The 16,556-nt window shown below is 73.7% G+C and carries 18 protein-coding genes and 3 tRNA genes; 5 read left to right on the top strand and 16 right to left on the bottom strand.

Annotated elements, in window-relative coordinates; translation table 11 throughout:
- Window positions 1–43: 43 nt before the first annotated feature.
- From OG335_RS22025 to OG335_RS21995, 7 genes are all read right to left on the bottom strand, one after another.
- Window positions 44–940, bottom strand: coding sequence for a thioesterase domain-containing protein (locus OG335_RS22025; RefSeq protein ID WP_405012840.1), 897 nt, complete (start codon window positions 938–940; stop codon window positions 44–46).
- Complete coding sequence (locus OG335_RS22020) at window positions 924–1,196, bottom strand: acyl carrier protein (protein ID WP_345706322.1); 273 nt, start codon at window positions 1,194–1,196, stop codon at window positions 924–926. Before OG335_RS22020 ends, OG335_RS22025 begins: the two co-directional genes overlap by 17 nt.
- A gap of 757 nt (window positions 1,197–1,953) precedes the next feature.
- Entirely contained in the window at window positions 1,954–2,376 is a 423-nt protein-coding gene (locus tag OG335_RS22015) for a MaoC family dehydratase (RefSeq protein ID WP_405012839.1), read from the bottom strand.
- A 5-nt stretch (window positions 2,377–2,381) separates the two neighbouring features.
- Window positions 2,382–2,840, bottom strand: coding sequence for a MaoC family dehydratase N-terminal domain-containing protein (locus OG335_RS22010; protein ID WP_405012838.1), 459 nt, complete (start codon window positions 2,838–2,840; stop codon window positions 2,382–2,384).
- Between the two features lie 86 nt (window positions 2,841–2,926).
- Window positions 2,927–3,091, bottom strand: a complete 165-nt coding sequence (gene rpmG / locus OG335_RS22005; protein ID WP_006604855.1) for a 50S ribosomal protein L33 — start codon at window positions 3,089–3,091, stop codon at window positions 2,927–2,929.
- A gap of 85 nt (window positions 3,092–3,176) precedes the next feature.
- Window positions 3,177–3,249 (bottom strand) — tRNA-Met (locus tag OG335_RS22000).
- Between the two features lie 40 nt (window positions 3,250–3,289).
- Window positions 3,290–3,362, bottom strand: a tRNA-Thr gene (locus tag OG335_RS21995).
- A gap of 278 nt (window positions 3,363–3,640) precedes the next feature.
- On the opposite strand from OG335_RS21995, the gene OG335_RS21990 reads away from it, so the two are divergent.
- Complete coding sequence (locus tag OG335_RS21990; protein WP_405012837.1) at window positions 3,641–4,903, top strand: hydrolase; 1,263 nt, start codon at window positions 3,641–3,643, stop codon at window positions 4,901–4,903.
- A 158-nt stretch (window positions 4,904–5,061) separates the two neighbouring features.
- On the opposite strand, the gene OG335_RS21985 is transcribed toward OG335_RS21990, so the two are convergent.
- Together OG335_RS21985 and OG335_RS21980 are read right to left on the bottom strand one after the other, a co-directional pair.
- Complete coding sequence (locus OG335_RS21985) at window positions 5,062–7,104, bottom strand: APC family permease (RefSeq protein ID WP_405012836.1); 2,043 nt, start codon at window positions 7,102–7,104, stop codon at window positions 5,062–5,064.
- 161 nt (window positions 7,105–7,265) lie between these two features.
- Window positions 7,266–7,346, bottom strand: a tRNA-Tyr gene (locus tag OG335_RS21980).
- 212 nt (window positions 7,347–7,558) lie between these two features.
- Here OG335_RS21980 and OG335_RS21975 point away from each other — a divergent pair.
- Entirely contained in the window at window positions 7,559–8,047 is a 489-nt protein-coding gene (locus tag OG335_RS21975) for a YajQ family cyclic di-GMP-binding protein (protein WP_405012835.1), read from the top strand.
- A gap of 74 nt (window positions 8,048–8,121) precedes the next feature.
- On the opposite strand, the gene OG335_RS21970 is transcribed toward OG335_RS21975, so the two are convergent.
- Window positions 8,122–8,595, bottom strand: a complete 474-nt coding sequence (locus OG335_RS21970; protein ID WP_405012834.1) for a hypothetical protein — start codon at window positions 8,593–8,595, stop codon at window positions 8,122–8,124.
- Between the two features lie 190 nt (window positions 8,596–8,785).
- Window positions 8,786–9,262: a hypothetical protein gene (locus OG335_RS21965; protein ID WP_405012833.1), complete on the bottom strand. Its 477-nt coding sequence runs from the start codon at window positions 9,260–9,262 to the stop codon at window positions 8,786–8,788.
- 77 nt (window positions 9,263–9,339) lie between these two features.
- On the opposite strand from OG335_RS21965, the gene mug reads away from it, so the two are divergent.
- Window positions 9,340–9,912, top strand: coding sequence for a G/U mismatch-specific DNA glycosylase (gene mug / locus OG335_RS21960; protein WP_405012832.1), 573 nt, complete (start codon window positions 9,340–9,342; stop codon window positions 9,910–9,912).
- Window positions 9,913–9,921: 9 nt separating this feature from the next.
- Here the strand turns inward: mug and OG335_RS21955 are convergent, their stop codons facing one another.
- The 4 genes from OG335_RS21955 to OG335_RS21940 form a co-directional block, all read right to left on the bottom strand.
- Window positions 9,922–10,470 (bottom strand): YbaK/EbsC family protein, encoded by a 549-nt coding sequence (locus OG335_RS21955; RefSeq protein WP_405012831.1) that lies wholly within the window; start codon window positions 10,468–10,470, stop codon window positions 9,922–9,924.
- Window positions 10,471–10,570: 100 nt separating this feature from the next.
- On the bottom strand, window positions 10,571–11,728 hold the full coding sequence (locus OG335_RS21950; protein ID WP_405012830.1) for a serine hydrolase domain-containing protein: 1,158 nt from the start codon (window positions 11,726–11,728) through the stop codon (window positions 10,571–10,573).
- 238 nt (window positions 11,729–11,966) lie between these two features.
- Window positions 11,967–12,773 (bottom strand): hypothetical protein, encoded by an 807-nt coding sequence (locus OG335_RS21945; RefSeq protein WP_405012829.1) that lies wholly within the window; start codon window positions 12,771–12,773, stop codon window positions 11,967–11,969.
- A 404-nt stretch (window positions 12,774–13,177) separates the two neighbouring features.
- Window positions 13,178–13,579: a YccF domain-containing protein gene (locus OG335_RS21940; protein WP_405012828.1), complete on the bottom strand. Its 402-nt coding sequence runs from the start codon at window positions 13,577–13,579 to the stop codon at window positions 13,178–13,180.
- A 154-nt stretch (window positions 13,580–13,733) separates the two neighbouring features.
- On the opposite strand from OG335_RS21940, the gene OG335_RS21935 reads away from it, so the two are divergent.
- Window positions 13,734–14,219, top strand: coding sequence for a cation:proton antiporter regulatory subunit (locus OG335_RS21935; RefSeq protein WP_405012827.1), 486 nt, complete (start codon window positions 13,734–13,736; stop codon window positions 14,217–14,219).
- A gap of 4 nt (window positions 14,220–14,223) precedes the next feature.
- Window positions 14,224–15,498 (top strand): cation:proton antiporter, encoded by a 1,275-nt coding sequence (locus OG335_RS21930; RefSeq protein ID WP_405012826.1) that lies wholly within the window; start codon window positions 14,224–14,226, stop codon window positions 15,496–15,498.
- Window positions 15,499–15,506: 8 nt separating this feature from the next.
- On the opposite strand, the gene OG335_RS21925 is transcribed toward OG335_RS21930, so the two are convergent.
- Window positions 15,507–16,370 (bottom strand): hypothetical protein, encoded by an 864-nt coding sequence (locus tag OG335_RS21925; protein ID WP_405012825.1) that lies wholly within the window; start codon window positions 16,368–16,370, stop codon window positions 15,507–15,509.
- Window positions 16,371–16,556 lie beyond the last annotated feature (186 nt).

Here is a 16,556-nt window from a genome sequence, read left to right as displayed (position 1 = left end):
GGCCTGGGTTCGGGCGGCCGGGGCCCGTTGTGGCGGGCCTGCGTCAGACCTTCGCTGCGTGGGCCGGCTCCTCGGCCCCGACCGGGCCGACCAGGTCCGCGACCACGGCGGCGGCGTCCGGTCGGCTGAGCATCGTGTAGTGGTCGCCGGGGCTCCGGCGGAGTTCGAGGCCGTGCGGGGCGAGCGGTCCCCAGCCGAGCGTCGGGTCGCCCGGGACGAGGCTGCGGTCGGCCGTCACGAGGACGAGCGGCACGCCGGCTGGCCGGGGGGTGTAGGGCGCGGTCAGCCGGTTGTTGCGCAGGAGCCCGTCGACGTAGGTGTCGTAGAGCTTGCGCAGGCCGTGCGGCGAGGTGTCGGCGGGCAGGGCGCCGCTCGCGGCCGCCGCGTCGAGGACGAGGCGCAGGCCGTCCGCCACCCCGCACCCGGCGAGGTGTTCGGCGGCGACGTCCACCGGGTGACCCCGCTTCGCACCGAGGTACATCGCGAACCAGCCCAGCAGCAGGGGCGGTTCGAGTGCGTCGTCGGGCTGCTGGTACTCCGCGGTGGGGGCGATGCTGTCGAGCAGGACGAGCCGGGGCGGGCGGAGGGCGGGCGGTTGGTGCTCGACCATGGCCTGGGCGACCACCCCGCCGAACGACCATCCGGCGAGGGTCCAGGGCCCGCCGTCGTGCTGCCGGGCGTGCTCGTCGGCGAGCCGCTCGGCGAGCGCCTCGACGGTGGTGCCGGCGCGGCCGCCGGTGAGGGCGGCCTCCCAGTAGGCGGGCAGGCCGGAGAGGTCGAGGACGGTCAGGCCGACGCCGTCCGGGAGGGCGTCGGCCAGGGTGCGGTGGACGCCCACGGCCAGCGCGCCCGGGTGGACGAGGTAGACGGTGCCCCGGCCGGCGGCGGCCCGGGCCAGGTGGTGGACGAGCGCCGGGCCGGCGTCACGCCGAGGCCGCATGCGGATCCCCCGCCCGGGTGGCGGACTCCTCGGCGATGTACTCGGCGAGGTCCTTGATGCTGGGGTGGTACCAGAGCGTCGTGGTGCCGAGTTCGAAGCCGAGCCAGTTCTCCATCTCGCCGGCGAGGATGAGGGCCTCGGTCGAGTCGAGGTCGAGTTCGTCGAAGTACTGGTCCGGCGGCACGTCCTCGGCCGGTACTCCGAGCCGGTGGGCGATCTTCTCGATCAGCCACTGCTGGGCCTCAGCTGCGGTCACGACAGGCACGGTCGTTCCTTCCCTCGGTGCATTGGAATTCGTCCGGGCAGAACATTTCCGCGGCAGTCGCGGGCACGGCGGAACCAGAACCGTACGGGCGGTGCGGCGGGCCCGAATCCCGGCCGGGACCGGCAGGGCCGGCGGCGGATTCGGGTGGGTGCACGATGGTGCGACGTGTCGGCGAGCGACCGTCAAAAGTCCTGACCTGCAGGAATGATGAGGGCGTGACGGCTCGGCCGATCAGTGGACGGGCGCAGGGATAGCGGGACCGGTAGCGGGAACTCCGCACCTCCCGGCTCAGGACCGTACGCGAGTGCTAATCCGCCGTGCAACCGACTCCGGGTAAATCAACGTGCCTGCAACGCCAAAGAAATGTGCCGACCGGACGGATTTTTTTGCCGCCGGAAGATAAACCGGTAATTCACGAATACCCGCAGGTAATGCTTCGAACACGTACGCGCCGTACCCCCGTTGGCATGCACGCCACCCGGCGGCCGGCGGGGCCCGGACACCACATGGTTCAGCCTTCAACTGCCTCTTGCCGCGCGGTCCGCCCTCTGGTTATGGTCACGTCAGAGCACCTCGGGGGCGGACCCGGCGGAGCTCCCCCGACTCCTGCGCGACAAGGGAACGAAAGCCGGCGTGTCCACGCAGCAGCCCGCACCGCTCGCACCAGCAGACCCCCCGTCACCCCGCGGCAGGTACGCGAAAGGGCGGCCCCGCCGTCCGGCGGACCCGCCCCTCGGAGCGTCGTCGCTCAGCCCAGCTGCACCACGGCGCGCGACATCCCGAGCACCTTCTGGCCGCCGGTGGTCGCCAGCAGGTCGACCCGCACCCGGCGTCCCTCCAGCAGTGCGGCCACCTTCGCCGACACCTCGACCACCGCGCCGACACCGTCGTTCGGCACCGGCACCGGCCGGGTGAAGCGCACCCCGTACTCGACCACCGCAGCCGGGTCGCCGACCCAGTCGGTGACCACCCGGATCGCCTCGGCCATGGTGAACATGCCGTGCGCGATGACGTCGGGCAGGCCGACCTCCCGCGCGAACTTCTCGTTCCAGTGGATCGGGTTGAAGTCGCCGGACGCGCCCGCGTACTGCACCAGGGTGGCGCGCGTCACGGGGAAGGACTGCGCCGGCAGCTCGGTGCCGACCTCGACCTCGTCGAAGCTGATCGCCATCGGTGTCACTCCCCCGCCTCGTCGGCCGCGCGCGCGACCAGCGTCATGACCGACGTCACCACGTGCTCGCCGGTCGCGTCCTCGACCTCGCCGCGCACGGACAGCACATCGTTGCCTGCCAGCGACTTGATGGAGTCGATGGTCACGGTGACCGACAGCCGGTCACCGGCCCGGACCGGGCGGCTGTACGCGAACTTCTGGTCGCCGTGCACCACCCGGCTGTAGTCCAGCCCCAGCTCGGGGTCGGCGACGACCTGCCCGGCCGCGGCGTACGTCAGCACGAAGGGGAAGGTCGGCGGCGCGATGACGTCCGGGTGCCCGAGCTCCTTGGCGGCCTCGGGGTCGGTGTACGCCGGGTTGGCGTCGCCGACGGCCGCCGCGAACTCGCGGATCTTCTCCCGGCCGACCTCGTAGGGCGCGGTGGGCGGGTACGTCCGCCCGATGAAGGAGGGATCGAGCGGCATGGGCAACTCCTCTGATCGACCGTCAGGATGCGGAAATGACTCCAGGCCGCGCCCCGAACGGGGAGCGGCCTGGAGTCGAGGCAAAGTCAGCGGGTCTCGCGGTGCGCCGTGTGAGAGTTGCAACGCGGGCAGTGCTTCTTCATCTCAAGACGGTCCGGGTCGTTACGCCGGTTCTTCTTGGTGATGTAGTTCCGCTCCTTGCACTCCACGCAGGCCAGCGTGATCTTCGGGCGGACGTCAGTGGCAGCCACGGGAGTGCCTTCCTGGGACAACGAATAAGAACACAGACAAGTGTAGCCGATCGGGAGTTCGAGACCCCCGATCGACTACGCGGGGTAGCGGTGACCGGACTTGAACCGGTGACACAGCGATTATGAGCCGCTTGCTCTACCAACTGAGCTACACCGCTTTGATGATCGGGACCCGCCGAGGCGGAACGCTCTCACCAGAGCCCCCATGCGGAATCGAACCGCAGACCTTCTCCTTACCATGGAGACGCTCTACCGACTGAGCTATAGGGGCGAACGAGGAAGAGATTACACGGTTCCGGGCCAGAGGTGAAATCCGTATCCGGCCCGGAAGATCGCAGGTCGGACGGCACGCACGGGCGCCCGGCCCGCGTACGGCCGTTCGACGGGGCCCGCGCCACGGGCGGCCCGACCGATACGACTTTCCCCGCCTGCGGGCGCCTCGCCCGCAGGCGTCCTAGGCTCGACCAGCAGTGATCTTCCGGCTCCCCCGGTGCCCCGCGGTGAGCCGCCCACGCCCCAGCGGGCAGCCGGACACGGAGGAGCGGGCCGATGACCGCGGACGACGGACCTGCCGACGGGCCGGCCTCCGGCCGCCCGCCCAACCCTCTCGGCCACGGACCGGTCCTGCTGCTGGCCGGCGCCCGGCTGGCCGACGGCCGGGTCGTCGACGTCCGCATCAGCGGCGACCGCATCCAGGCGGTCGGCACCGCGGGCAGCCTCGGCCCGATCCAGGCCGCGCCCGGCGCCCCCGCCGTCACCACCGGCGCCCGCATCGACCTCGACGGCTACCTGCTCCTGCCGGCCCCGGCCGAGGCGCACGCCCACCACGACAGCGCCTTCTCCGCCGCCCTCCCCGGCCCGCCGCAGGAGGGCCGCCCCGACCTCGTCCGCCGCGTCACCGAGGCCGCGCTCACCTCGCTCGGCTACGGTGCCACCGCGCAGCGCACCCACGTACGGATCGGCGACGTGCACGGCCTCGGCCGCCTGGAGGCGGTGCTCACCGCCCGCCAGGCACTGCGCGGCCTGGTCGACCTCCAGACGGTGGCGATGCCACGGCTGCTCACCGGCCTCGCCGGGGCGGACGGCCGCGCGCAGCTCCGCGAGGCGCTCAAGCTCGGCGCCACCGCGGCCGGCGGCTGCCCCGAGCTCGACCCCGACCCGGTCGGCTACGTCCAGGTGCTGCTGGAGGCCGCGCGCGAGGCGGACTGCCCGGTGGACCTCCACTGCTCGGGCGCCGACGCCGCCCGGCTCGCCCGGATGGCCGGCGTGCTGGCACCCCTGCGGCCGCGGGTGACGCTCGGCCCGTGCAACGGCCTCGCGCCCGGCTCCGCGACGGCCCTGGCCACCGCCGGCATCCGGGTGGTCTGCCTGCCGCAGAACGGCGGCTGCACCGGCACCGACGGCCCCGCGGACGGCCTGCGGGTCTCCATGGTGCGGGAGTTGACGCAGGCCCGGGTGCCGCTCGCCGCAGGCAGCGGGGCCCTGCGCGACCTCGCCGTGCCGGTCGGCCGCGCCGACCCCCTGGAGGCCGCCTACCTGCTCGCCGCCACGGGCGCGCTCGGCGTCCAGGCGGCGTACGACGCCGTCTCCCACGAAGCACGGATCAGCCTCGGCCTGCCGCCGGTACGGGTCGACGCCGGGTTCCCCGCCGAACTGCTCGCGGTGCGCGGCGACAGCCTCGCCGGAGCCCTGGCCGGCGGTCACAGCCGGCTCGTCGTGCACTGTGGCCGGGTCGTCAGCCGCACGAGCGCGGTCCGCGAGTTCGCCGACACCGTGGTGCTCGCGCTGCCGCGGCAGACCAACCCCGACTGACGGGGCCCCCGCCCCACCGGAGCCGGCGTCCGGGGCGGGAACGCCGGGGCCGCGACGCGAGGGCCGGTACGCCCGTCCGGGGCGGGACGCCGGGGCCGGGACACCCGTCCGGGGCGGGAACGCCGACCGGGCCGCGGCGCCGGCGCCCTGCCGTCACGTCAGCTGTTCTCCGGCGGGCCGATCCGTCCGTGGTCCCCGTGGAGCACGGGCTCGCCCCGGCGGACGGACCCGGGCGCCCGCCGGGAGGGCCGGTACGCCCGCCCGGAGGAGGTGAGCTGCCACGGCACGCTGATCACCATGACACCGGGTGTGAAGAGCAGCCGGCTCTTCAGCCACAGCGCCGACTGGTTGTGCAGCAGTTGCTCCCACCAGTGCCCCACCACGTACTCGGGGATGAACACCGCGACGGCGTCGCGCGGCGAGGTCCGCCGGCACTCCCGCACGTACGCCACCACCGGCTTGGTGATCTCCCGGTAGGGCGAGTCCAGCACCTTGAGCGGGATGCGCACGTCGAACTCCAGCCACTGCGCCCGCAGATCGGCAACGGCGTCCTCCTCGACGGCGACGGTGACCGCTTCCAGGGCGTCCGGGTGGAACGCCTCGGCGTAGCCCAGCGCCCGCAGGGTCGCCTTGTGCAGTCTCGACACCAGCACGATGCCGTGCACCCGCGACGGACGGGCGGACTCGGCCTGCGGGTCGGTCACCGCCAGCTCCACGGCGACCGCGTCGTAGTGCCGGCGGATCCCGCGCATCATCAGCCAGAGCAGGATCGCGGCGACCACGGCCAGCCACGCGCCCTGGGTGAACTTCGTGATCAGCACGATCACCAGCACCAGGGCCGTCGTGACCGCGCCCACGGCGTTGATCACCCGGGACCTCCTCGCGGCCGCCCGTGCCGCGCTGTCCGGCCCGCGGCGCAGCACGCCGTTCCAGTGCCGCACCATGCCGATCTGCGAGAGCGTGAAGGAGGTGAACACGCCCAGGATGTAGAGGTGGATGAGGCTGGTGACGTTGGCGTCGTACAGCCACAGCAGCCCGCCGGCCACGACCGCGAGGGCCAGGATGCCGTTCGAGAAGGCCAGCCGGTCGCCGCGGCTGTGCAACTGCGCCGGCAGGTAGCGGTGCTGCGCGAGGATCGACGCCAGCAGCGGGAAGCCGTTGAAGGCGGTGTTCGCGGCGAGGACGAGCACCAGGGCGGTGACCGCCTGGATGCCGTAGAAGAGCACGCTGTGGTAGCCGCCGAAGACGGCCGCGGCGAGCTGCGCGACGACGGTCGGCTGCACGTAGTCGGCGCAGTCCGTCGGAAGCCCCGTCAGCTGGCAGGCGTCGTCGACGTAGTGCACGTCGGAGGTGAGCGCCAGCGCCGTGATGCCGCTGAACATCACCACCGCCGCGAGACCCATCACCGCCAGGGTGGTGGCGGCGTTCCTCGACTTCGGCCGCCGGAACGCCGGGACGCCGTTGGAGATCGCCTCCACACCGGTCAGCGCCGTACAGCCGGACGCGAACGCCCGCAGGCCCAGCAGGAGCAGGCCCAGCCCGGCGAGCGTGTCCCTGCCGTCCTCCGGCACGATGCCGTACGCGGCACTGGACGCCTGCGGCCCGTCGCCGAACGCCAGCCTGATCAGACCGGTGCCGACCATCAGCACGATCCCGCCGATGAAGAGGTAGGTCGGCACGGCGAAGGCCGTGCCCGACTCCCGGACCCCGCGCAGGTTCATCGCCGTGAGCAGCGCCACGAAGCCCAGCGCCAGCGGCACCCGGTAGCCGGCCAGGCCGTCGAAGGCCGAGATGATGTTGTCGACGCCGGATGCCACCGACACCGCCACCGTCATCACGTAGTCGACCAGCAGCGACGCGGCGACGACCAGCCCGGCCCGGTCCCCCAGGTTGGTGGAGACCACCTCGTACGAGCCGCCCCCGCTCGGATAGGCGTGCACCACCTGCCGGTACGACATCACCACCACGGCCATCAGCACGACCACGCCCAGCGCGATCCACGGCGTGAGGTAGAGGAAGGCGGTGCCGCCGACCGTCAGCACCAGCAGGATCTCCTGGGTCGCGTACGCGACCGACGAGAGCGGGTCGGAGGCGAAGATCGGCAGCGCGAGCCGCTTGGGCAGCAGCGTGCCGCCCAGCTCCTCGCTCCGCATGGCCCGGCCGATGACGAGGCGCTTCAGCGCCTGGGGCAGGTTGAACACAGGCCGAGCGTAGGCCGCGCACGGGCCGCTGCCGTGAGCCGTGGGCCGTCACGGAGTGTCGCGGGGCCACGGTCCCCGCCCGGCAGCCGGGCCCCCGGCCGACCCGCCGGGAAACGCGAAGGGCCCCGATCCGTGAGGATTGGGGCCCTTCGCTCATCCTGTGGCTGGTGCAGGGTTCGAACCTGCGTAGCTTGCGCGGCAGATTTACAGTCTGCTCCCTTTGGCCGCTCGGGCAACCAGCCAGGATTGTGTCGCCCGGGGCGCTGCCCTGTTCGACGCGGTAAACAATACCTGATGGAGGGGGGTGGTTCGCCACTCCGTCGGCAACGCGGCGATCACGGGGGTGAACGGCAGGCGCGGGCGGGGTGGGGCGGGGCTGGATAGGCTGGGACGGCGCCCGTGCCGAGCGGCCGGGCGGCGACCGTGAAGCCAGCACCCAAGGAGACCAACACCCATGGCCGACTCCAGTTTCGACATCGTCTCGAAGGTCGAGTGGCAGGAGGTCGACAACGCGATCAACCAGACCTCTCGTGAGATCGCGACGCGCTTCGACTTCAAGAACGTCGGCGCCGAGATCAGCCGGTCGGGCACCACGATCGAGATGAAGGCCAACGGCGAGGAGCGGGTCAAGGCGATCCTGGACGTCCTGCAGAGCAAGTTCATCAAGCGCGGGCTCTCGCTGAAGGCTCTCGACGCCAAGGACCCCCAGCTGTCCGGCAAGGAGTACAAGATCTTCGCGGACGTCAAGGAGGGCATCACCACCGAGGACGCCAAGAAGGTCGCGAAGATCATCCGCGACGAGGGTCCGAAGGGCGTCAAGGCTCAGGTCCAGGGCGACGAGCTGCGCGTCACGTCGAAGAGCCGTGACGACCTGCAGGCCGTGCAGTCCCTGCTCAAGGAGAAGGACCTCGAATTCGCCCTGCAGTACGTGAACTACCGCTGATCTTCGCCGCCCCGCGGCAGGAGCCGGGCCCCCGGACCGTACGCGGTCCGGGGGCCCGACGTGTGTCGGCGGGGTCAGGAGCCGGGCGCCCGCAGACCGGGCAGCTGGACGGGGAGGCCGGCGAGGATCGCCTTGACGGCGGCGAGGAGTTCGTCGACCTTCTGCTGGAGGGCGGCCGTGTCGGGTGTGCCGGATCCCGGTGCGGCCAGGGCGAGGACGCCGCCGAGGAGGCCGAGCACCCCGTCGAGCGGGCCGAGGAGTGACGACGTGTCCGGCACCGCCGGCAGGGACGGCGCCCCCGGCAGGGAGGGCGGCGGGGGCACGCCCGGCAGTGCCGGGGTCGAGGGCAGCGCGGGGAGCGCGGACGTGTCCGGGACGCCCGGCGCGGGGACGGGGAGCGGGGGCACGTCGGCGGCCGCGGGGCGGCGGTAGGAGACGGCGAGCACGGCGTCGGGGTCGACGGCCGACGCGGGGGCGGCGGACATCAGCGTGACCGCGGTGACGGCGCATGCTGCGGTCATCGCGGCGGCCGTCCAGGTGGTGCGCATGGTGAAACGGTTCCTCTCAACGGGCTTTAGGGCGTATCGCCTGAATGCCACGTTGGGACACCCGGACGGACCCGGCCACCGGTCGTACGCCGAACGGTGCCGACCCCCCGTCACATCAGGCCGACGTGCCGTCAGCCGACGCCACGTCCGCTGACGCTCCGACGGCCGAAGGTGTGGGCCGGTCGGGCGTTCACTGCGGGAGCCAGTCCGCCGAACGGTGCAGGCGGTCGAGCCCGACCGCGGCGAACTCGTCGGCGCCGTCCTCGCCGGGCGTCGCACCGAGCCTGCGCAGCGCCTGACAGATGGCTCCGCCCTCGGGCGGCCGCGGGTCACCCTCGTCGGTCCGGAGCGGGCCGAGCGCGATCCGGCCGTGCACCCAGACCGCGGCCTGCTGCACCTCGCCGCCGGTCTGCCGCCCCGCCTCGACGTACGCGATCGGTCCGGCCTGCGACCAGGCCTCCAGGCGGCGGGCGAACCCGGCCGGGAAGCGGGTGAAACCGGGCTGGTCGCGTCCCTCCGGGTTGCTCAGCACCGCATGGAGCCGTTCCGTCATCGGGATCAGCGCCAGCCCTTGCGCCAGCCGGGCGACCCGGGCGACCGGGACCTCGGCCGCCACGACGTCGAGGAGTTCGGCGGTCGAGAGCAGAGCGTTGAGTTCGTATGACATTCCGTCATTTTGCGCCGGTGATCGCCGCCCGGTCAGCCGAATATTCGAACTGACTATCCAAAGGGGAGACTGGGGGCATGACGACTCCGCACCGGCCGACGGCCGACGAGATGGCGGCCGCGCACGGCACGACGATCCCCGACGTCGCGGGGCCGGGGCTCCGGGTGCTGTTCTGCGGGATCAATCCGGGTCTGTGGTCGGGGGCCACCGGGTGGCACTTCGCACGACCGGGCAACCGCTTCTGGCCGGCCCTGCACCGCTCGGGCTTCACCCCGCGGCAGCTCCACCCCTCCGAGCAGGGCGAGCTGGCCGCGTACGGGCTCGGCATCACCAACGTCGTGGCCCGTGCCACCGCGCGGGCGGACGAGCTGACCGCGGACGAGTACCGGGAGGGCGGGGCGGCGCTGACCGAGCGGGTCACCCGTCTGCGGCCGCAGGCGCTCGCGGTGCTGGGCATCGGCGCGTACCGCGCCGCGTTCGGGCGCCCCCGGGCACAGGTCGGCCCGCAGGACGCGGCGGTCGGGAACACCGCGGTCTGGGTGCTGCCGAACCCCAGCGGGCTCAACGCGCACTACTCGCTCGACGCCATCGCCGCCGAGTTCCGCCGCCTCCGCAGCACGGTGGAGGCGGCGGGGGTGAGCGAGGGCTGAGGCTCCGGCTCAGCCGCCCGTCACCGGGGCCGGCTCGCCGCCGGTCAGGCGCAGCAGGTCGTCGTACGTCACGGGGAAGACCGTGTGCGGGTGTCCGGCGGCGGCCCACAGCCCGGGGTGGGCGGCGAGGGCGGTGTCCACCACCGTGCGCAGCGGGGCGGGGTGTCCGACGGGCGCGACCCCGCCGATCGCCTGCCCGGTGTGGTCCCGCACCTGCTGTGCGGAGGCGCGGGTGATCGGGCCGGTGCCGAGCCGTGCGGCCAGGAAGGCGGTGTCGACCCGGTGGGCGCCGCTGGTCAGGACGAGCAGCGGCGCCCCGTCGCACAGGAAGACCAGGCTGTTGGCGATCGCGCCGACCGCGCAGCCGAGCGCGGCGGCGGCCTCCGCGGCGGTCCGGGCGGAGTCGGGCAGCACCCTGATCCGGCCCGGCACACCCGCGGCGGCGAGCGCCTCGGCGACCGCACGGCTGCGCTCGGGCAGGTCCGCGGGCACGCCGGAAGCAGCGGGCGCGGCAGCGGGCGCGGTGCCGGACAGGGCGGCGGGCGGGGTGGCGTTCATCGGGCTCCTCGTGGCGGGACGCGGCCGGTCCGGCCGGAACCGTCAGCCTGCCCGCGGCGCGCGCGGCCTGTCCACCGGATTCACCCGGACCCGGGCGGGCTCAGCGGGCCGCCCTCGCGGCGGCGTGCACCGCCCTGATCAGTGCGGCGTTCTCCGGTGCGGTGCCTGCCGGGTAGGCGAACCGGCGGCGGGTGTAGCCGTAGGCGAGGCCGGTGCCCGGGTCGGCGAAGCCCAGCGCGCCGGCGGCGCCGCTGTGTCCGAACGCGCCTGCCCCCAGGGCGGGGTAGGTGTCCGCCAGTGCGACGAAGCCGAGCCCGAAGGCGCTGTGGCGGCGCAGCACCACGTCGTAGCCGATCGAGTGAATCTGCGCGAACTCCGCCGCGGTGTCGTGCTTCAGCAGCGGTGCCCGGCCGTCGACCCGGCTGATCGCCGCCGCGTACAGGCCGGCGAGGCCGCGGGCGGAGCCGATGCCGCCGACCGAGGCGGGTCCCTTCGCGCGTACGGCACGGTGGTTGGGCAGGTGCTGGAGTTCTTCGGAGTCCGGCCTGTTCCGGTTGAGCGCGATGCCGGGGAGGCTGTGGCTGCCGGTGGCGGCCGCGCGCATCTCGGCAAACTGCTCGGCGGTGGGGAGCATCGGCAGGGTGGTGACGAAGCGCGGCTCGTGCTCCTCCGGCAGCCCGAGGTGCAGGTCGAGGGCGTAGGGCGCGCGCACCCGCTCCTCGTACAGCTCCTGGAGGGTCCGTCCGGTGGCGCGGCGGACCACCTCGCCGGTCAACGCGCCGATGACCAGGGCGTGGTAGCCGAACGCGGCGCCCGGCCGCCAGTAGGGCCGCTGCGGTGCGAGCCGTTCGGCGACCAGCCGGTCGTCGGCGAGTTCGTCGAGGGTGAAGCCTCCGTCCGCCCCGATGACGCCGGCGCGGTGGGCGAGGAGGTCGCGCAGGGTGATGTCCTGCTTGCCCTGGACGGCGAAGTCGGGCCAGTAGTGGGCCACCCGCTCGTCGAGGTCGAGCACGCCCTCCTGCACGAGCAGGGCCACCACCAGGTGGGCGGCGCCCTTGGTGGCCGAGAAGACGCCGATGAGGGTGTCGCCGCTCGTCCCCGGACCGGTCCACAGGTCGACGACCCGCTCGCCGTCCACCTGCACCGCCAACTGGGCCACGTGGTCGGGCTCTTCGCCCGTGATCACGGCGGCGAACTGCTCCCGCACCGATTCGTACCCGTCGGCGACGGTCCCCTGCACGGTGTTCCCGTTCGGCATCGGGCTCCCCCTCGGTCGGACGGCCGGCGGGCAGCCGGCCGGTCCACCAGCGTCCCGGGGCGGCGGGACCGGCGTCAACGGTTCGCCCACGCAGGGGAGTTGCCGCCGCACCGATCCCTAGGGGACCGGCCTCCCGACCCCGCCGGCCGCCGCCGTCGCCTCCCGGGCCTGCGCCTCCCGGGCCACCCCCCGCTCGGGCCACCCCCGCCCTGGCCACCGCAGGTCGGTCCACCACAGGTCAGGGCGCGGGGAACGCGTCGGCCGGGACATGCGTGGTGCTGGCGTTGCCGCCGACGACGGGGCGCAGGCTGAGCTTCCAGGTGGAGTAGGTGCGGCTGGTCGTCGCGAAGTCCAGCCCGTCGTCGAACTTGGTGAAGCTGCAGTCCCGGGTGAACCGCTTGGTCCCCGCGTCCCAGTCGGAGCCGCCGGTGAAGTAGACGTCGTAGGCGCCGTCGCGGATGCCGGTGACCTTGGCCGTCCGGCCCTTGGCGACGTAGAAGGAGTACGCGGTGTCGGAGCCGCGGACGAGGGTCAGCACGGCGTCGCCGCCTCCGCCGTTGTCGACCGTGAGCTCGCCGTGGCCGTCCGCGCGGCCCTTGCGGACGAAGGCGCCGTTCTCCAGCGCGCGGTTCTCGACCGGACCGGCCTGCGGCGCCGTCAGGGTGGCCGGGTAGCCGGCCGCGGCGAGCGCGGACAGTGCCGCGGCGGTGTCCTTCAGCCCCTGGGCCGCCGCCGTCTCGGCGAGCGCCGAGGAGGGCGCGCACAGCCGGTGGGCGTCGATACCGCTGCGGACCTCGCCCAGATCGGTCGCGAGCCGCTCCAGCGCGGTGTAGAGCTGCCGGTGGGTGTCGGCCACGGTGTCCGGCACGACGGCGAACCGCAGTCCGACGGCGGCGTCGGTCGCGGCGTCCTCGGCCTGCTCCAGGTCGCCGTCGAGCGCGTCCAGGGTGCTTCCGGCGGACAGCCGGCCGAGGGCGGTGTTCAGCGGGTCGATGCCGTCCGCCAGCGCGGTCCCGTACGGCGGGGCCGTCGGGGTGGGTGACACGGACGTGGCTGCCGTGGCCGTTCCGGCGGGCGGTGGTGGGCTGCCGGTGGCCGAGGCGCACCCGGTGAGCAGCAGAACGGCGGCGACCGGGACGGCCACCGCGCGCCGGACCGTCGGGCGTGGCGTGCGTGCCGTACGTGCCGTGCGTGGCGTGCGTGGCGGACGTGCCGTACGTGGAGTGCGTGGTGTGCGTGCCGTGCGTGCGGATTCGGACAAGTCGAGCCCCCCATGCCTGGCTTGTGCGTGCCACCAGCGTGGCGCCGCCTCCGGCGGGCCGTCAACGCGGCGCGTGGAGCACACCGCCCGGCGCGGAAGGGGCGGCCGGGCGGCGAGGGCGGTACCGGGACGGGTAGCGCGGAACCGGGGACGGGCAGCGCGGGGCAGGCGGGACGGGGCGGTCCGGGTCAGCGCCCGCCGAACGCCTCGTCCGTCTGCACCACCTCGCGGCCCAGCGGCATCAGCGAGATCGGGATCATCTTGAGGTTCGCCCAGCCGAACGGGATGCCGATGATCGACAGGAAGAGCGGGATGCTCGTCGCGATGTGCGCGAGCGCCAGCCACCAGCCCGCGAAGACCAGCCAGATGACGTTCCCGACGCAGGACGGCGCACCCGCGTCGGCCTTCTCGACCGTCGTGCGCCCGAACGGCCACAGGACGTAGCCGGCGATCCGGAACGCGGCGATGCCGAAGGGGATGGTGATGATCAGGACGAAGCAGATGATCCCGGCGATCGCGTAGCCGATGGCCATCCAGATCCCGCAGAAGATCAGCCAGAGGACGTTGAGGACGAAACCGAGCACCTTCATACCGTCCACCCTTGCACGGGGCCGCCCCGGCAGCCATCGATACCGGCCGACGGCGGTCTTTACCATCCCATTACCATGGGACGGCCGTCCTCCGGTCCGGCCCGCACCTGCCGGCGCGGCCGCCCGGGGATCCGCCGACGAGAGGACAGATGACGTGCCCATCCCGCGAGTCCGGACGACGAACCTGCCCGGTGTGGGCATCCAGTACGACCTGACGACCCGAGAACAGCGCCACCTCTCGGTGATCGCCCACCGGGACGGCTCACGGAGCCTCAACGTCTACCGCGCCGACGACCCGGACGCCTGCGCGCACTCCGTGCACCTCTCCACGGACGAGTCGACCGCCCTCGTGGACGCCCTGATGCCGGCCCACCACAGCCCCGGCCTGCTGCACACCACCGACCTCGGCCTGATAGCGGAACGCATCCCGCTGAGCGGCTCCTCCTACTGGAACGGGCGGGTGCTCGGCGACACCCGGATGCGGACCGCCACCGGCGCCTCGATCGTCGCGGTGATGCGCCGCACCGGCGCGGTGCCCTCGCCCGGGCCCGACTTCCGGCTGGCCGGCGGGGACACGCTGATCGTCATCGGCACCCGCGAGGGCGTCGACGCGGCCGCCGCGATCCTGGGAAGGGAGTGATCGGATGCACACCGCGACCGTGTTCACCGAACTCGGGGCGATCATCCTCGTCCTGGGCCTGCTCGGCCGGATAGCGAGCCGCTACGGCTTCTCGCCGATCCCGCTCTACCTCCTCGGCGGCCTCGCCTTCGGTCACGGCGGGCTGCTGCCGCTCAGCTCCAGCGAGGAGTTCGTGGCGACCGGCGCCGAGATCGGCGTCGTCCTGCTGCTGCTGATGCTCGGTCTGGAGTACACCGCGGCCGACCTGGTGACCAACCTGAAGCAGCAGTACCCCGCCGGCGCCGTCGACTTCGCGTTCAACGCGCTGCCCGGTGCGGCGATGGGCCTGCTGCTCGGCTGGGGGCCGGTCGCGGTCGTGGTGCTGGCCGGGGTCACCTGGATCTCCTCCTCGGGCGTGATCGCCAAGGTGCTGGGCGACCTCGGACGGCTCGGCAACCGGGAGACGCCGGTGATCCTCAGCATCCTGGTGCTGGAGGACCTCTCGATGGCCCTCTACCTGCCGATCCTCACCGCACTGCTCGCCGGGGCAGGCCTGCTGGCGGGCAGCATCACCCTCGCCATCGCGCTGGCCACCGCGGGCGCCGTGCTGTTCGTGGCGCTCCGGTACGGGCGCCTGATCTCGAAGTTCGTCTCGCACGACGACCCGGAGAAGCTGCTGCTGGTCGTGCTCGGCCTGACCCTGCTGGTCGCCGGGGTGGCGCAGCAACTGCAGGTCTCCGCCGCGGTCGGGGCGTTCCTGGTCGGCATCGCGCTCTCCGGAGAGGCGGCCGAGGGCGCCCACGTGCTCCTCAGTCCGCTCCGCGACCTCTTCGCCGCGGTGTTCTTCGTCTTCTTCGGCCTGAGCACCAATCCGGCGTCCATCCCGCCGGTGCTGCTGCCCGCGCTGGCCCTCGCCGTCGTCACCGCCCTGACGAAGATCGCCACCGGGTACTGGGCCGCCCGGCGGGCCGGCATAGCCGTCCGCGGCCGGTGGCGGGCCGGCGGGGCGCTGGTCGCCCGCGGCGAGTTCTCGATCGTCATCGCGGGGCTGGCGGTCACCGCGGGCATCGAGCCCGACCTCGGGCCGCTCGCCACCGCGTACGTGCTGATCCTGGTCGTCGTCGGCCCGCTCGCCGCGCGGTACACCGAACCCGCCGCGGGCCGGATCGGCGCGCTGGTACCGAAGCGGTGGGCACCGGCCGAGCAGCGCGTCCCCGCCGCACCCGCACCCTCCGCCCCCGCAGCGGCAGCGGCGGCCGGGGCGGCCGAGGACGGCACGGCGGCGGCAGCACCGTCCTGACACCCGCCTCAGCCGCACCCGCCGTCCTCCGGGGGCTCCCCCGCCACGGGCGCGGGGAGCGGTGACTTCTCCAGGGACGGCGGTGCGGACGGCCCGGGCAGCACCGGAGCCTCCTCCGCGGAGGAGGCCCGCAGGGCGCCGAGGCGGTCGCGCAGCGCCGCCGAGGTGGACCGCAGCCGCTGGGCGCGGTCGGCACGGACGCCGTCCGGGTCGACCGCGACCACCGGGATGCCGCGGGCCTTCGCGGTGGCGATCAGGCTCTCCGAGGCCGCCGGGAGCAGCGCGAGCACGGCGGCGGCGAACAGGCCGCCGTTCAGCTGCTTCGGCCGGCCCAGCAGGCCGCGGTGGACGATCTCGCACGGCAGCAGCAGGTCCTCGCGCTCGGCCGCCTCGACGGCCGCCAGCACCAGGGTGACCAGCCCCTCGGCGGCCCGTGTGACGACCCATCGGCGGCCTGGCACAGGTGGCAGGTACTCCCTGATCCGGTCGACCTCCTTGCCGACGACCACGTCGGGCAGCAGGTCGAGGGTGGAGTGCAGCCTGAGCTCCTGCACCTTCTCCCAGGCGACGTCGTCGCCGTCGAAGCCGACGCGTTCGGGGCCCACGGCGACCTGTCCGAAGCCGTCCAGCAGGTGCAGCAGCCGTACGGCCGGTCCCGGCACGCGGGGGTGGCGGCCGATCAGCGCGGCGATCGACACCTCCCACTCCACCGCGGCGGGCGCCTCGGGCGGCGGCAGGGAGGCGAGGGCGCGGCGCACCCAGTCGCCCTCGCCGACCACGTTGCGGGCCTTCCCCCGGCCGGTGTGCGCGGCGGCGCCGATCGCGGCGCCCGCCCTGCGGCCGATGTCCTGTGCGGTGTCGCGTACCCCCATGCCCCTGCTCCCCCTCCGCCCGGTCGCACCAGTCTGCCGGGCCGGGTCACCGCGTGGGGCCGGGCCGCTGCGGGAACCGGATCTCCAGCAGCGGGCAGCGGGCGGCGGGCGCTGGGCGCCGGCCGTTCCGGCGCTCCGTCTGTGCGTCGATGTCTGTGCGTCGATCGGGCGGGGCGGGATCCGACA

Source organism: Kitasatospora sp. NBC_01539, from assembly GCF_045040525.1.
GTDB lineage: Bacteria > Actinomycetota > Actinomycetes > Streptomycetales > Streptomycetaceae > Kitasatospora.
Note: the sequence above shows the minus strand (reverse complement) of the source record. Positions and strands in the feature narration are given on the sequence as shown.